This window comes from Blautia sp. RTP21359st1_E11_RTP21359_211015 (assembly GCF_040910705.1).
Taxonomy (GTDB): domain Bacteria; phylum Bacillota; class Clostridia; order Lachnospirales; family Lachnospiraceae; genus Blautia_A; species Blautia_A fusiformis.
Genome location: NZ_JBDGAB010000015.1, coordinates 64,298 through 79,373 on the forward strand (window position 1 = coordinate 64,298; position 15,076 = coordinate 79,373).

15 protein-coding genes, 1 pseudogene and 1 riboswitch are annotated in these 15,076 nt (G+C 42.2%); of the genes and pseudogenes, 15 read left to right on the forward strand and 1 reads right to left on the reverse strand.

What is annotated here, in order from left to right; genetic code table 11:
- Window positions 1–16 precede the first annotated feature (16 nt).
- The 13 genes and pseudogenes from AB5026_RS07530 to AB5026_RS07590 all read left to right on the forward strand — a co-directional run bounded on the left by AB5026_RS07530 (window position 17) and on the right by AB5026_RS07590 (window position 11,967).
- On the forward strand, window positions 17–1,135 hold the full coding sequence (locus tag AB5026_RS07530; protein WP_110103191.1) for a YhcG family protein: 1,119 nt from the start codon (window positions 17–19) through the stop codon (window positions 1,133–1,135).
- Window positions 1,136–1,182: 47 nt separating this feature from the next.
- Window positions 1,183–1,302 (forward strand): annotated as a pseudogene (locus AB5026_RS07535) (tRNA-binding protein); the annotation flags it as partial.
- Window positions 1,303–1,468: 166 nt separating this feature from the next.
- A complete protein-coding gene (locus AB5026_RS07540) occupies window positions 1,469–1,843 on the forward strand; it encodes a GntR family transcriptional regulator (protein ID WP_015526677.1) in 375 nt (124 codons plus the stop codon).
- A 2-nt stretch (window positions 1,844–1,845) separates the two neighbouring features.
- A complete protein-coding gene (locus tag AB5026_RS07545; RefSeq protein ID WP_278795119.1) occupies window positions 1,846–2,694 on the forward strand; it encodes an ABC transporter ATP-binding protein in 849 nt (282 codons plus the stop codon).
- Window positions 2,691–3,365 (forward strand): ABC-2 transporter permease, encoded by a 675-nt coding sequence (locus AB5026_RS07550; protein ID WP_368213064.1) that lies wholly within the window; start codon window positions 2,691–2,693, stop codon window positions 3,363–3,365. The genes AB5026_RS07545 and AB5026_RS07550 overlap by 4 nt, the downstream gene beginning before the upstream one ends.
- 155 nt (window positions 3,366–3,520) lie before the next feature.
- Entirely contained in the window at window positions 3,521–4,879 is a 1,359-nt protein-coding gene (locus tag AB5026_RS07555) for an MATE family efflux transporter (RefSeq protein ID WP_195274674.1), read from the forward strand.
- 147 nt (window positions 4,880–5,026) lie between these two features.
- A riboswitch (cobalamin riboswitch) is annotated at window positions 5,027–5,201 on the forward strand.
- 135 nt (window positions 5,202–5,336) lie between these two features.
- Window positions 5,337–6,266 (forward strand): ABC transporter permease, encoded by a 930-nt coding sequence (locus AB5026_RS07560; protein WP_015526672.1) that lies wholly within the window; start codon window positions 5,337–5,339, stop codon window positions 6,264–6,266.
- Window positions 6,267–6,281: 15 nt separating this feature from the next.
- A complete protein-coding gene (gene nikC / locus AB5026_RS07565; protein WP_021650926.1) occupies window positions 6,282–7,145 on the forward strand; it encodes a nickel transporter permease in 864 nt (287 codons plus the stop codon).
- The gene (locus tag AB5026_RS07570; protein WP_114002683.1) at window positions 7,126–7,917 is read left to right on the forward strand and encodes an ABC transporter ATP-binding protein; all 792 of its coding nucleotides are present in this window, start codon (window positions 7,126–7,128) and stop codon (window positions 7,915–7,917) included. The genes nikC and AB5026_RS07570 overlap by 20 nt, the downstream gene beginning before the upstream one ends.
- A 9-nt stretch (window positions 7,918–7,926) precedes the next feature.
- The gene (locus tag AB5026_RS07575) at window positions 7,927–8,865 is read left to right on the forward strand and encodes an ABC transporter ATP-binding protein (protein ID WP_059086421.1); all 939 of its coding nucleotides are present in this window, start codon (window positions 7,927–7,929) and stop codon (window positions 8,863–8,865) included.
- A 29-nt stretch (window positions 8,866–8,894) separates the two neighbouring features.
- Window positions 8,895–10,463 (forward strand): nickel ABC transporter substrate-binding protein, encoded by a 1,569-nt coding sequence (locus AB5026_RS07580; protein WP_110103192.1) that lies wholly within the window; start codon window positions 8,895–8,897, stop codon window positions 10,461–10,463.
- Window positions 10,464–10,466: 3 nt separating this feature from the next.
- Window positions 10,467–11,219, forward strand: coding sequence for a class I SAM-dependent methyltransferase (locus tag AB5026_RS07585; RefSeq protein WP_022426108.1), 753 nt, complete (start codon window positions 10,467–10,469; stop codon window positions 11,217–11,219).
- Between the two features lies 1 nt (window position 11,220).
- Window positions 11,221–11,967 carry a class I SAM-dependent methyltransferase gene (locus tag AB5026_RS07590; protein ID WP_015526666.1) on the forward strand — a complete coding sequence of 249 codons (747 nt, stop codon included), beginning with the start codon at window positions 11,221–11,223 and terminating at the stop codon, window positions 11,965–11,967.
- A gap of 11 nt (window positions 11,968–11,978) precedes the next feature.
- Here the strand turns inward: AB5026_RS07590 and AB5026_RS07595 are convergent, their stop codons facing one another.
- Window positions 11,979–12,752: an alpha/beta hydrolase gene (locus AB5026_RS07595; RefSeq protein ID WP_022426109.1), complete on the reverse strand. Its 774-nt coding sequence runs from the start codon at window positions 12,750–12,752 to the stop codon at window positions 11,979–11,981.
- A gap of 204 nt (window positions 12,753–12,956) precedes the next feature.
- Here AB5026_RS07595 and AB5026_RS07600 point away from each other — a divergent pair, with 204 nt between their 5' ends.
- Window positions 12,957–13,832 (forward strand): FKBP-type peptidyl-prolyl cis-trans isomerase, encoded by an 876-nt coding sequence (locus AB5026_RS07600; RefSeq protein WP_022426110.1) that lies wholly within the window; start codon window positions 12,957–12,959, stop codon window positions 13,830–13,832.
- Window positions 13,833–13,906: 74 nt separating this feature from the next.
- Window positions 13,907–15,076: hypothetical protein (locus AB5026_RS07605; protein WP_368213066.1), on the forward strand; the 1,170-nt coding region annotated here is incomplete at its 3' end.

Genomic DNA, 15,076 nt, shown 5'->3' on the forward strand with positions numbered 1-15,076 from the left:
CAAAGGAGCGGTAGCTATGGAGAATAAATTAGAAAAAATCGGTCAAAATAATTTTATGGATAATTTTGTTAAAACCGATGACATCTTAAAAGATATGTGTGGGATTATCGAATCTTCACAAAAAGCTGCATATCGAGCGGTCAATACAACGCTTATACAGAGAAATTGGCTCCTTGGTTATAGAATTGCAAGTGAAGAATTGCAGGGCGAGGATAGGGCAAAATATGGAGCTGAAATTATAAAAAAGTTAGCAAAAGAATTATCGGCTGAATATGGAAAAGGTTATACAAAGTCGAATCTATATAGCTTTTATTCTTTCTATAAGACCTATCCTGAAATTTTCCAGACATCGTCTGGAAAATCTGTTGGGTTACTGTCTTGGTCGCATTATGCAACATTATTACAGGTTAAAGAGAAGGCAGCTCGCGACTGGTATGAGAAAGAAGCCGCAAAACAGACTTGGAGTGTCCGTACTTTGCAGAGGAATATTTCTTCTCAGTATTATTACCGTATGCTCAAAACTCAGAAAAAAGAGCTTGTAGAAAGTGAAATGAAGGAACTGACTGCACCGTATCAGAATGATAAGTTGGAGTTTATCAAGAATCCGGTAGTTGCGGAGTTTTTAGGCTTTTCGCAGAATACAGATTTTACAGAGAGTGACCTTGAGAAAAGTATTCTTTCCAATTTGCAGAAATTTTTGATGGAGCTTGGAAAGGGATATGCTTTTGTGGCAAGGCAGCAGCATATCCATACGGAGAAACAGGACTATTATATCGACCTTGTGTTTTACAATTACATACTGAAATGCTTTGTCCTCATCGACCTGAAAACAGAAAAGATAACACATCAAGATGTAGGACAGATGGATATGTATATCCGTATGTATGATGAATTGAAACGTAGTGAGGGCGATAACCCAACAATCGGTATTGTTCTTTGTTCCGATACAGATGATGATATTGCCCGTTATTCTGTTATGCATGGCAATGAACAATTATTTGCTTCCAAGTACAAATTATACCTGCCGACAAAAGAAGAACTGAAAGCGGAGATTGAAACTCAAAAGGCAATGTTTTATCTTCAGCAGCAGGATAATGAAGACAGAAACAAAAACTATACTTTTAACATTGAATGAGTTAAAAAGAAATAAAATAAGAGCATTTGATCAGAATGAATTCCTTCATGATGGGAATCGATTCCGAGGGTATGCTGATCTCAGCAGTACCTGAGGAAGATGGTCATGAAGGACTGAACCTTCTGATGGTAGATGACAGAATCCCGGCAGGTGCAAAGCTGTACTAAAATTAGATATAAAACAAGAGCACTTCTCAGAGTTAATAATCAGAAAACCGAGAGGTGCTTTTTTCGTGCTAAAAAATATATCCCGGCAGTCAACTACTGCAAAACAGTATATAACAGTTGACAACAGTATTGCACTGTTATATACTGTTTGCAACAGGAGGGACATATGAAGATTATAATCAATAATACATCGATGGTACCAATTTATGAGCAGATCATGGAGCAGATCAAGGCGCAGATCATCTCCGGAGAGTTAAAAGAAAATGATATATTGCCGTCCGTGAGAACAATGGCAAAGGAACTGAAGATCAGTGCACTTACTGTGAAGAAAGCATATGACAATCTGGAAGCAGAGGGCATGACAGTCACAGTTCATGGGAAAGGAACGTATGTAGCGGCTTCGAATACACAGCTGATGGAAGAAGAGCGCAGGAAAGAGGTTGAGGCGGATCTGGAAGCAGCAATTCAGAAGGGAAGGCGCTGCGGAATGAAGGAGGAAGAGATCCGTTCGTTGTTTGAACTCATCATGGAGGATGAATGATTATGTTGGAGATTAAAGGAGTAAAGAAAAGCTACGGTGAATTTCAGTTAGACTGTTCGTTAAATGTAGAAAAAGGAAGAATCACCGGTCTGGTTGGAGAGAACGGAGCCGGTAAGAGTACTTTGTTCAAGGCAGTGCTCGGACTCATTTCTTATGATGCCGGTGAGATAAAGATCCTGGGAAAAATACCGGAAGAGTTAAGTGAAAAAGAGAAAGAAGAGCTGGGAGTTGTCCTGGCAGAAGCCGGATTCAGTGGATACTTGAAAGGGAAAGATGTTGAGGCAGTCCTTGCCAAATTGTATCCAAAGTTTGAAGCAGAAAAATTTCATCAGATGTGTGAAGAATATCAGATTCCGTTGGATAAATTTATAAAAGAGTACTCAACAGGAATGAAAGCAAAGCTGAATCTGATCATTGCATTGACACATCAGGCAGAATTCCTGATGCTGGATGAGCCGACAGCAGGGCTTGATGTCGGAGCGAGAGAAAGGATGCTGGATATTTTAAGAGAGTATATGGAAGAAGAACCGGAGAGAAGTATCCTGATTAGTTCACATATTTCTTCGGACTTAGAACATCTGTGTGATGACATTTATGTGATACATAAAGGAAAGATTGTACTTCATGAAGCGATGGATACGATTCTTGAAAAATATGCAGTGTTGAAGGTCAGTGAGGAACAATATCAGGCAGTGGATAAAAGGTATCTTTTGAAAGAGAAAAAAGAGTTTTTTGGAGTTGCCTGTCTGACGAACGAGAAGCAGTATTATATAGAAAATTATCCGGAAATCGTAGTAGAGAGCGGATCACTCGATCAGGTGATCCTGATGTTGACAGGGGGCGAAAGATGATGAAAGGAATCAGAGGGCTTTTGGAAAAGGATTTTCGATTGTTTTTTCGACAGGGTGGTAATCTTTTTTTGGTGTTAGTGTTTGTAGCATTGTTTTTTATACTTACAGGAAAAACGGCAGCTGCTTTCATTGCAATGTATATCCCATCTGTTCTGGCGATATATTCAGGTAATACGATCAGTTATGATGAAAATGGCCATGGTTACACATATTTATTTTCTTTACCCGTAAATAAAAAAATATATGTCAGAGAAAAATATATTTTTTCCTTTATCATGACAGCATGTGGATGGTGCATTGGAATGATCTGTGCAGGAATTATGGTACTCATAAATCCTGAAGAGGTGTTTGATCTGGAAATGCTGGCAATGGAGTTGATCACATTTTTTGTGTTTCAGGCAATTGCGGGAATTATGATCGCGATCAGGATAAGGTTCGAAGGAGAGAAAGGGCGAATTGTGCTGCCAATCGTAATTTTAATTATTTTTGCGATTTGTTATACAATTAGATCTTTTGTGAAGACTAACTTGGGATTAAAAGAAAGTATTCTGCATATGATAGGGGGAATAGGGGATTTTGAAATCGGGATTGCCCTCATTGTGCTAAGTCTGCTTATATGGTTTGCTTCGTATAAGTATAGTATGAGCGCCATGAAGAAGAAAGAGTTTTAAGATAGGCGTGGCAAAAATGATCCATTAAAAATAATGATCATAAAGATGTAATAGCTACCAAAAATATGAGAAAAACTTTGTGAAAAAATAGTCTTGTGTTTCGTAAGAGTCCCTTGTAAAATAGCGGTCAAGGATGAAAAGAAAAGGAGATTCTTATGGGAACTAATGAAAAAGATATGACTGCCGGATCTCCCGGAAAACTGATCATAACTTTTGCCATACCAATGATGCTTGGAAATATTTTTCAGCAGTTTTATACAATGGCAGACACCATGATCGTCGGACAAGTGGTAGGAGTTGAAGCACTGGCGGCAGTAGGTGCCGGAGATTGGCTGGTATGGCTGGTGTTGGGGATCATGACAGGTATCACACAGGGTTTTTCTATTCTTGTATCTCAGTATTATGGAGCAAGGGAAAAGGAAAATCTGAAATGTGCAGTAGCGAAAAGCTATATCATGACAGCATTACTGTCTGTGGTCGTACTCGCAGTAAGTGAAGGTACAGTTTATCATGTTCTTTTATTTTTACAGACACCGGATAATGTCATTGATCTGACAATGTTATATTTGCGGCTGATCTTTGCAGGAATCCCGATCATAGCTGCTTATAATATATTTGCAGCGATCCTTCGGGCACTTGGAAACAGCAGATCTCCGTTGATCGCAATGACAGTGGCAGCAGTGATCAATGTGGGACTGGATTTGTTATTTGTGGCGGTTTTTGGCTGGGGTATAGCCGGAGCAGCAGTGGCGACCGTTATCGCGCAGGGATTTTCTGCCTTGTACTGTTTGATCGTATTACGTAAAATCCCGGATATCCGCCTGGAAAAGAAGGACTTTTACAGGCAGCCCTCTATGAGCCTGCGGCTTTTGGAACTGGCGGTTCCTCTTGCGATACAGAATGTGATCATCTCCGTGGGAGGACTTGTGGTACAGTATGTGATCAATGGATTTGGTTTTCTGTTTGTGGCGGGATTTACGGCATCGAACAAGCTGTATGGGGTTTTGGAGATGGCTGCCGTTTCATATGGATATGCTATTACAACCTATGTGGGCCAGAATCTTGGTGCAAAAAAATACCAGAGGATTCGAAAAGGCGTGCGCAGCGGCACTTATATGGCAGTGCTCACTTCGGCTTTCATTTCCGGCATGATGGTACTGTTTGGACGTAATGTACTGTCCCTGTTTGTATCCGGTGAACCGGATCAGACCCGACAGGTATTGGATATAGCATATAAGTATTTGTTTATCATGGCTGTCTTTTTGTGGGTGCTGTATCTGCTGTATGTGTATCGTTCCGCTATCCAGGGCCTGGGTAATACTTTGATTCCGCTTGCCAGCGGCATTGCAGAATTTATCATGCGTGTCAGTGTTGCGCTGCTGCTGCCAAAACTGATCGGTGAAGATGGAATATACTATGCAGAGATCTGTGCATGGAGCAGTGCAGCTGTTTTATTATTCGTAAGTTATATGATCATTATACGGAAATATAAAGAAGTCACCGTTCATACATAATGTTATTTACTTAAGGGATCTATAATAATACAGGCAGAAAATATCCGGGTTTCACTATGAAATGTTCAGATATTTTATATTTGACAAAAAACTATTTATATAAAAAGAAAAGTATGATATTATAATATTTATTCATTGCAACTATGAAAATTGAATAGTCAGAAGGGTGTACAAAGTACTTAATAAGGAATCTGGTGAAATGCCAGAACAGCCACCGCTACTGTGACAGGGACGAAAACCAAAATATCACTGGAGAGATCCGGGAAGATGGTAAGTAGGAAGAACTGGAGTCAGGAGACTTGCCTTTTTGACAGAAGAATTCTGATTCGGATGGGATACAGAAGGAATAAGCTCTGCCTGAGGTGGAGGTTTGTTTTTTGTGCTGATATGATGCTGGATCATATCAGCTTTTTTTATTTTAACCGAATAAACAGATGAAAAATGAGGAGAAATGAAAATGGGAAAAGTAATTGCAAAGCGTTTTATATTTATGATTCCGGTAGTGCTGGCGGTTACATTTATTATTTTTATGCTGAGTTTTATATCGGCAGGTGATGCGGCCAGAGTGCTGGCGGAGAAAAAATATGAGCATCCGTCACCGGAGCAGGTAGAAGAAGTACGGCATGAGGAAGGACTGGATCAGCCGGTGCTGGTACAATACGGGAAATGGCTGGATCAGGCACTTCATGGCGATTTTGGAAAATCATATTCTACCAGAAAACCGGCTTTTGAGGAATTAAAAAGATATTTTCCACAGACATTTAAACTGGCAGTTACTTCGTTTTTATTGTTGATGATCGTGTCAGTCCCTCTTGGAATTTTGTCGGCAATTTATGAAAACAGAGTTCTGGATAAAGTCATTCGCATTTTGTCGTCCCTCAGTGTATCTATGCCGTCTTTCTGGATCGGTCTGATGCTGCTCTATATATTTGGAGTAAAGCTAAAAGTGATTTCCGTGATCGGAGGAGATGCCGGAGGCATCCCGATTCTTGCGGCATTTGCCATGGATATCAGTTTCTTTGGAATTATGACGAGATTGATCCGTACCAATATGATACAGGTGCTGAAGCAGGATTACATACGTGCCAGCAGAGCTAAGGGATTGTCATCTGTAAATGTAATTTTGCGTCATGGTCTGAAAAATATTCTGATTCCTGTGCTTACACGTCTGGTATCAATTGTGATCGGTTTTTTCTGTGGCTCAGCTGTGATAGAAAGTATTTTTTCAATTCAGGGAATCGGAAATCTGGCATTGAAATCCGTGATCTCAAAAGACACTCCGGTGCTACAATGTTTTATCTTTATTCTGGCTGTTGGCATTGTAGTATTAAATTTTCTTGTGGATATCGCCTATTCTGCGATTGACCGGCGAATCCAGTTAAAGTAAAGGAGAGATCATAGAATGGGAAGCAGAAGAAAGCAGAAAACAGAAAAAAGCATGATCCAGAATCTGTACTGGAAACAGGTATTCCGGTCACCGAAAACAAAAATAGGATTGATGGTGGTCATAATTTTTGCATTGGCAGCTATTTTTGCACCTGTACTGGCGCCGCATGATCCACTGCTTGTGGATGTTTCGATAAAATTAAAGAATCCGTCGGCGGCATATCCTTTAGGTACTGATCAGCTGGGACGATGTATTTTATCAAGACTTCTCTGGGGCAGCCGGTATTCACTGAGCTATAGCTTTACGGTGCTTCTGATTACTGTATGTGTCGGGGTGCCGATCGGACTGTTTGCCGGATATGTAGGTGGAAAAATCGATTCCATAATTATGAGGATCATTGATGTATTTATGGCTATGCCGGTCTTTATTGTGGCACTTGCCATTGCAGGAACCGTAGGAGCCAGCGGCGCTCATCTGATTCTGTCCTTATCGGTCGTATCCTGGGCAGAATATGCAAGGCTTGCCCGAGCATTGACACTTCAGGAAAAAAATAAAAATTATATGACCGCACTAAAAGCCGGCGGCTGCGGCCACGCAAGGATCATATTTAGGCATGTATTGAGAAATATCCTGCCATCTGTGATCGCACTGGCAACAATGGAAATCGGTTCGATCATTCTGTCAATTGCCGGTTTTTCCTTTATCGGCCTTGGTGTGCAGGCGCCGACACCGGAATGGGGGATCATGCTCAGTGACAGTAGAAGTTATATCCAGACTTATCCAAGACTGATGTTTTATCCGGGCATACTGATCATGATCATTGTTCTGGCATTTAATTATCTGGGGGAGGGAATACAGAATGGAACAGCCCAAAAATGATGTCCTAAGGGTAAAAAGACTACATGTGGAGTTTCAGACATCTCACGGAATGGTTCATGCAGTAAAAGATGTCAGCCTGGAAGTAAAACGCGGAAGGATCCATGCTCTGGTGGGAGAAAGTGGAAGCGGCAAGTCAGTTACCTCTCTGACGATCATGAATCTGCTTGCAGGAAATGGAAAGGTGATATCCGGAGATGTGACACTGAACGAAAAGAGTCTTCTGAAGTTATCAGGAAAAGAAAAACGACAGTTATACGGAGACAGGATCGGAATGATCTTTCAGGATCCGACTGCTGCTCTTGATCCACTTTTTACAGTTGAACAACTGCTTCTGGAAGGACTGAGAAAACATCGCAAAATGAGCAAAAAACAGGCAAGGGAAGTAGCGTTGGAAAGTCTGCGGATGATGAATCTGCGTGATCCGGAAGAACTGATGAAGAAAAAACCTTACGAATTGTCTGGTGGTATGTGCCAACGTGTTATGATCGCCATTGCCATGTCCATGAAACCGGATTATCTGATCGCAGATGAGCCGACGACAGCCTTGGATGTAACCGTACAGAAGCAGATCCTGGAAGAAATCTATCAGCTATCCAGGAAAGAAAATCTGGGCGTGTTATTTATTACGCATGATCTGGGTGTGGTGGCAGAGATCGCAGATGATGTTTCGATCATGAAAGACGGCGAAATAGTGGAAAACGGAACGGTTGAAGAGATCTTTTATCATCCGCAGCATTCATATACAAAAAAACTGTTGGATGCAGTTTTATAGGGGAAAAGTATGAGTACGTTACTAAAGACAGAACATTTAAAAAAATATTATGGCAAGAAAAAAATTGTGAAGGCAGTGGATGATGTAAGTCTGGAAATCCATGCAGGATCATCCATGGCCCTGATCGGTGAAAGTGGAAGTGGTAAAACTACATTCGGAAAGCTGATCGCCGGCCTGGAGAAACCTACAGATGGAAAATTCTGGTTTCAGGGACAGGAAATGCAGGATTTGTCTGAAAAGCAGTTTCGTCCATATCGCAAGAATCTTCAGATGGTCTTTCAAAGCAGCAGCGGGGTATTTGATCCCGGTTATACCATTGGAGAAAATATTCTGGAAATTTTGAAATTACATGAAAAACTGCAAGAGGGTGAGTATGAAGAGCGAGTAAAGGAGGCTTTGATCCAGACGGGGCTTGATCCGGATATCCGCAACCGTTATGTTGGACAGATTTCAGGAGGTCAGTGTCAGAGAGCTAATATTGCGAGAGCATTGGTATTAAGACCGGAACTTGTGATCTGTGATGAACCGGTATCCAGTCTGGATTATTCCATACGAAAGCAGATCCTGCATCTGTTAAATGAGCTGCAGGAAAAATATGAGATGACCTATTTACTGATCACTCACGATCTGTCCAACGTTCCATATCTCTGCAAAGAGGTGGCTATTATGTATCAGGGACGCGTGGTCGAGTTTATTGATCATACGGACAGCTTAAAGGAGACTGCCGTACATCCTTATACAAAAGATCTGTTTGATTCTATTCCGGTAAAAGAACCGAAAATGCGAAGAATCGGATCGCAGGAAAAGAAAATATTTTCAGATACCATTCCGGAACAGGGCTGCCCATATCAGAACCGGTGCAGAAGATGTACAAATATATGCAGAGAGCATATACCGGAATTGACAGAAATTGAAACAGGACATTTTGCGGCATGTCATATGCTGTAAAATATAAAACAAACAAAGGAGAGGAAGAAATGAAGAAAAGACGTGTAGCAAAATTGATAGTATTGAGCATGGTGGCGGCAACTTTACTGACAGGTGTCAATGTACAGGCAAAAGAGGAAAAAGTAGTTACGGCAATGACATCCATTGATCTGACTCCTGAACTTTGTGACCCTATAAAAAGTGGTCCGGACTTTCGTCTTTATGAAATGATCTATGATCCACTGGTGCGTTATGGAGAAAATGGAGAAATTAAACCGGCATTGGCAGAATCTTGGGATATCAGTAAAGATGGCACAACCTATACGTTTCATTTAAGAAAAGATGTGAAATTCTCAGACGGTACAGTGTTTAATGCAGACAATGTGATGTGGAATTATAACAGATGGGTGGAACAGGATGTGACCGGTAACTTTTCAGCCAAACTGGAAAATGTTACAAAGGTAGATGATTATACTGTAGAATTTAAGTTCGCAGAACCATGCTATACACTGCTGATCGAATTCAGCTATCCAAGACCATTCCGTTTCACCTGTGAAAGTGCACTGGATGAAGACGGAGAATTTTGTCAGGAAGTGGGTACCGGAATGTGGATGATCGACAGTTATGAAAGCGGTCAGGAGGTTGTCCTGGTACCAAATCCTAATTATTACGGTGAGAAACCAAATATTGATAAAGTAGTTCTGAAACAGGTGGTAGACGGTGATGCCAGAGTGATGGCGCTTCAGAGTGGAGAGGCAGATCTGAATCTTCAGGATATTCCATCCGAAAGCTTCAGTATTATCCAGGCAGATAAAAATTTATCGACAGAACAGCAGGTTTCCACACTTTCTTACTATCTGATTGAAAATTATGATACACCGGCGCTTCAGGATATAAACGTACGTCAGGCACTGAATTATGCAACAAATAAAGAAAGCATTGTAAATGATCTGCTGGATGGTTACGGCAATCCGGCAACCGGACTTATGTCTCCGACAGTTCCTTATGTAACAGAAGAAAACAGCAAGGGCTATCCATATGATCCGGATAAAGCAAAGGAACTGTTAAAGGAAGCAGGATATGAGGATACAGATGGAGATGGTATTGTAGAAAAAGACGGAGAACCACTGAGCCTCAGACTGGTATTCCAGACTGAAGAATATGCTTCATGGAAATCTCTTTGTGAATTCCTGAAATCTGAATATGAGAAGGTCGGTGTAGGTATTGAACTGGTAGAAAAAGAATCCGCAGCTTACTATGATGAGATCTGGAACACCAGAGATTACGATCTGTGCATTTACCGCAGCTATGAAGATTCCTGGATGCCTCATGGATTCCTGAAATCAATGTTCTATGCGGAAGATGGAGCAAAGGCAGTAAACTGGTACGATGAGGAGCTGAACAAAGATCTCGGAGAAGTATTAAAGACACAGGATGAAGAAAAGCGGACGGAATTATACGATAAGATCCTCACACGTATCAATGATCAGGCAGTAACAGTGCCGCTGTATTATCCGAACCGTGATTATATCTATAACAATACCAGACTGACCAATGTAGAGCTTGCACCGACTGCCTATGAAGGCATTAACTGGGCAACACTGGATGTAGTGGAGTAAAAAATGTTTGAAAAGATCGAGAATAAATGGACAGAAGATTCCGGTGATTATGATGATATGATCCAAAAACAATTGAGTAACAAAAGAACGGTATCTTACTGGACAAAAGAATTGAAAAGACTTCTTGGACCTGAGCCCCTTCGTATTTTAGAAGTGGGCTGCGGCCCGGGTTTTATGAGCATCATAGCAGCGCGTCTGGGACATGATGTAAAAGCGATCGATGGTTCATCAGGAATGGTAGAAAAAGCCAGAAGGAATATGCGGCAGTATCATCAGCAGGTGGAAATCTGTGAGGAAGATGGTGTAACTTTGCCATTGGAACAGGAACAAAGCTATGATGTGATACTTTCCAGAGATGCGGTGTGGACATTATATGATCCGGAAAAAGCTTTCAGACGCTGGAAGGCTGTATTAAAACCAGGTGGAAGGATCATTTATTTTGATGGGGACTATCGGACCGTCGAACCCACATTAAAAAATAAGATCCATATGAAAATTGCTGATTTTCTTATTTATGTTACAGAAAGAAAAACATATGGATCTGACGTGAAGGAAAACAGCGGAATTTATGAAAAGCTGCCATTTACATCGCAGAAGCGTCCGGAAGCGGACTTTCAGATATTAAAAAAGGTACGCTTTGCCAGGATCCAGATCAGAGAGAACCGCTGGCTAAACAGACCATGGACGATGGATTTCTGGAAATACGGATATCAGGGAAAAAAATTTATTGTAGTAGCCACAAAGAAGGAGAAGTGACATGCAAAACGATAAGATCAAAGAGTACTGGGAAGGAGAAGCTGGCATTTACAGCGAAGGGATCAAGGCAGAATTGAAAAGTGAAACAGCAGAAAACTGGAAGAATCTGATTCTGGAGTATGCGCCGGAAAAAGAACATCTGGAAGTACTGGACGTAGGCTGCGGGCCGGGATTTTTTGAAATTATGCTGGGAAAAGAAGGACATCATGTGACCGGGATCGATATTACTGAAAATATGATCCATGAAGCAAAGGAAAATGTAAAGGCAGCAGGTTTATCCGCAGATTTGATGACTATGGACTGCCACAATCTGAATTTCCCGGATGAGACATTTGATATGGTTATCTGCAGAAATATCACATGGACGCTGGACGATCCACAGAAGGCTTACAAGGAGTGGCTGCGTGTACTGAAAAAAGGCGGACGTCTTTTGGTATCGGACGCCTGCTGGTATCTGCATCTTTATGATGAAGAAAAGAAAAAGATTTACGAGGCACATGATGCTGCTATGTGGGAAAAATATGGAAGAGGTATCCATGCTCATGAAGATGCGGAAACAGGGAAAGAGCTCAGCAGTAAGCTGTTTATGAGTGATAAAAAGCGTCCGGTATGGGATCTGGATTACATGATGGAGATCGGCTTTTCCAAAGTGTTTGCCCTGAAGGACATCAGTGATATTTCCAGAACTTCCATGGAACGTGAGCTGAATAAGCTGACACCTCAGTTTTTAGTGGGTGGAGAAAAATAAGCGGACCGGCGTTAAATAAAACGCTGGACCCGCTCCATTGTGGTTTTTAGAATAAAGATATCCGTCAGTACATCACCGGTTTCCAGAGAATGGTTGGCGTTTTGGGTGAGAAAGAGAGGTACATCTTTCTGCGCTGCCAGTTCCCGGATGGAATTGGTTTCGGCCCAGGGATCTGCGGTGCCGTGGAAGGCGATGCTTCCGGCAAGTGGGAAGGAAAAGGTCTCTGCAAGAGGCGTGAACAGGATGCTTTTTACAGTCAGATCGTGTCGGGAAGCATAGGCTGAGGAGATGACTGTACCAATGCTTTTGGAAATAAACAGAATGCTGCCATAGGAATTCCAGTCGATGCTGCCTAAGGAGCGTTCTGTTTGTTCCAGGGCAAGGTCAAAGGCCTGTTTCATTTTTTCAGGATCTCCTTTGACATTTTCCGGGAGGGTGCCATAGGATACAGTGCGGATTTTGTAACCGTGTTTGCTGGCAAGGCGGCTGGTATAGTACAGAAGCGGCTTGTCGGCAGTGTATCCGATGCCCGGAAAAACAACAGCTAATTTCGGGGCATTTTTATCTGCTCCGGCTGTATGAGCGGAAACTTTTGTATAGAGCATTTGCAGCTGAAGCTTTTCCTGAAGTTCCTTTAAGGTAATGGAGATCGTACAGGAATCGGATGGAAGATAATCATAATCAGTAACAACGCCGTCCTCTTCCATGGAATAAACAATGTGTGAGGAACCCATGAGCTCCATGTCTTCTTCAATATCTGAAAGTAATTCTTCGTATGATTTCATTTTAATTCAAACCTTCTTATTTAAAAAATCGTTTATTTTTACAGATTCTTCTATTATACTGGATTCATTGAATGACAGCAAGAGGTTACTGTTCACTGGCAATGTCCTGCGAGGTGTTTTTGTGAGAGAAGTTAAACCTTGCTTTTATCCTGCCTGCACGATATACTAATATAATACATATCTGATTAATGGAGGGTTTTACAAATGAAAATTGCAGCAACATACGACAACGGAAATATTTTCCAGCATTTTGGAAAAACGGAGTTTTTCAAGGTGTACGAGGTAGAGGATAACAAGGTTATTTCCAGTGAAGTGATCAGCTCCAATGGCACCGGACATGGTGCACTTGCCGGACTTCTTGCAGAGCAGGGAATCAGCGTTCTGATCTGTGGAGGAATCGGCGGCGGAGCACAGAGTGCACTTGCTGAGGCTGGCATTGAGTTATGTTCCGGAGCACAGGGAGATGCAGACACAGCTGTGGATGCTTATCTGAAGGGCGAGCTGGTATCCACAGGTGTGAATTGTGATCATCACCATCATGAGGATGGACATTCCTGCGGAAGCCATGAGGATGGACACTCCTGCGGCGGTCATGAAGACGGACATTCCTGCGGAGGCTGTGGCGGAGGATGTGGTTCCCAGCCATCTATCACAGGTCCTAATGTCGGAAAAACCTGCCGTACACATTACAGAGGAACCTTTAATGACGGAACACAGTTTGATTCTTCCTATGACCGTGGCGAGCCACTGGAATTCATCTGCGGAGCAGGCCAGATGATCAAAGGCTTTGATGCGGCAGTTGCAAACATGGAGGTTGGCCAGGTGGTAGATGTTCATCTGATGCCTGAGGAAGCTTACGGTATGCCGAATCCGGATGCGATTTTTACACTTGAGATCGAACAGCTTCCGGGTGCTGAGGATCTTACTGTAGGACAGCAGGTATACCTCTCCAATCAGTATGGTCAGCCGTTCCCGGTTAAAGTTAACGCAAAAGATGAAAAAACCATTACTTTCGATGCTAATCATGAGATGGCAGGTAAAGAGCTGAATTTCAGAATTGAATTAGTAGAAGTGAAATAAGCAGGAACAGTGGGAGGTGCTGTATGGGAGCATATGGCATCTCCTTTTTTGTCTGAAGGGAGGAAGCTTTCCTGATGAGGATCTCTATGATACCATTTGGATTACTGTCCGGTTTTATGGATAGCAAAGAAATCCGGATCACAGAGCTGGGTGAAGATGGATTTCGATTTCGGCTGGCAGAGGAATGCCCGGAACCGGAGCAGTTTCTGATCTGTTTTTATGATATGAAAAAAGCCGGGTACAGGAGAGTGGAGATCCGGAGGTTTGGGATGAGTGCAGCAGAGGAGCAATGCCTGCAGGATCAACAGCCAGTTGAAAAGAAAACCGGAAAATATTTTTACAGGGAATATTCTGTGAGAGTGGAACAGAAGGATTATGTACAGGAGGTTCGGCGTCTGGCCGGAGAGTACAACAGATATATCCGTCTGAAGCTGTATGGAGACGATGGAGAGCTGGCGAAATCACTGACCGGTTATCCTGCGGAGCTGGATGAGATGCACTGCAGGAGTCTGGAGGAACAGAAGAAGCGGTGGTTTTTCAGAGAAAGTGAAAAGGCTTCCGGAAATCCACAGGATACAATGGGTGCAGAAGAATTAAGGCTTTTGGATAATGCAGAGTTTGCTCTGGAATTAAACTGCACTTCCCTGTATGAAGAATATCTGCGCCAGCCGCTGCAGGCTTTTCTGGCGTCTTACTGGCAGAAGAATTATCTCACTCACAGTTATTTTGCAGGCCGGATACCGGACAGATTTTATATTGGAAATCAGTTCTGCCATAACCTGTTTCCGACAGAAGAGCAGCTTTTTTCTATCATGGATAAAATGTATTCGGAGGGCTCGGAGATCACACTGGTATTTTCTTATATCCGGGAATTTATGCTTTCGTCTGTGGGAAAGCTTCTGGAAAAGGTGGATAACTGGTGCTGTATTCATGGGGTGAATGTGGAAATCGTAGTCAATGACTGGGCCATGGTGGAAATGCTCTGTGGAAAAACATCCCGCCTGCATCCTGTTCTGGGCACATTGCTCAATAAACGAAAAAAGGATCCGCGAATGAAATATAAATCCGGTGATACCTTATTATTTCAGCAAAACAGCCTGAATGCGGGGTTTTATCGGGATTTTCTGGCTGAAGAATTTCATATCCACAGATACGAATGGGAGTCCTGCGGATATCCACAGGAGTTTCCGCCGGGAAAAAACAGTCTGCATCTGCCTTTTTATCAGACAAACACTTCTCAGTAC

Excerpts from the sequence above, each read along its gene's own strand:
- AB5026_RS07550 (WP_368213064.1), top strand. The coding sequence starts at position 2,691 with ATGATGAAAGGAATCAGAGGGCTTTTGGAAAAGGATTTTCGATTGTTT.
- AB5026_RS07585 (WP_022426108.1), top strand. The coding sequence starts at position 10,467 with ATGTTTGAAAAGATCGAGAATAAATGGACAGAAGATTCCGGTGATTAT.
- AB5026_RS07540 (WP_015526677.1), top strand. The coding sequence starts at position 1,469 with ATGAAGATTATAATCAATAATACATCGATGGTACCAATTTATGAGCAG.
- AB5026_RS07555 (WP_195274674.1), top strand. The coding sequence starts at position 3,521 with ATGGGAACTAATGAAAAAGATATGACTGCCGGATCTCCCGGAAAACTG.
- AB5026_RS07595 (WP_022426109.1), bottom strand. The coding sequence starts at position 12,752 with ATGAAATCATACGAAGAATTACTTTCAGATATTGAAGAAGACATGGAG.
- AB5026_RS07575 (WP_059086421.1), top strand. The coding sequence starts at position 7,927 with ATGAGTACGTTACTAAAGACAGAACATTTAAAAAAATATTATGGCAAG.
- AB5026_RS07545 (WP_278795119.1), top strand. The coding sequence starts at position 1,846 with ATGTTGGAGATTAAAGGAGTAAAGAAAAGCTACGGTGAATTTCAGTTA.
- nikC (WP_021650926.1), top strand. The coding sequence starts at position 6,282 with ATGGGAAGCAGAAGAAAGCAGAAAACAGAAAAAAGCATGATCCAGAAT.
- AB5026_RS07560 (WP_015526672.1), top strand. The coding sequence starts at position 5,337 with ATGGGAAAAGTAATTGCAAAGCGTTTTATATTTATGATTCCGGTAGTG.
- AB5026_RS07580 (WP_110103192.1), top strand. The coding sequence starts at position 8,895 with ATGAAGAAAAGACGTGTAGCAAAATTGATAGTATTGAGCATGGTGGCG.
- AB5026_RS07590 (WP_015526666.1), top strand. The coding sequence starts at position 11,221 with ATGCAAAACGATAAGATCAAAGAGTACTGGGAAGGAGAAGCTGGCATT.
- AB5026_RS07570 (WP_114002683.1), top strand. The coding sequence starts at position 7,126 with ATGGAACAGCCCAAAAATGATGTCCTAAGGGTAAAAAGACTACATGTG.
- AB5026_RS07530 (WP_110103191.1), top strand. The coding sequence starts at position 17 with ATGGAGAATAAATTAGAAAAAATCGGTCAAAATAATTTTATGGATAAT.
- AB5026_RS07600 (WP_022426110.1), top strand. The coding sequence starts at position 12,957 with ATGAAAATTGCAGCAACATACGACAACGGAAATATTTTCCAGCATTTT.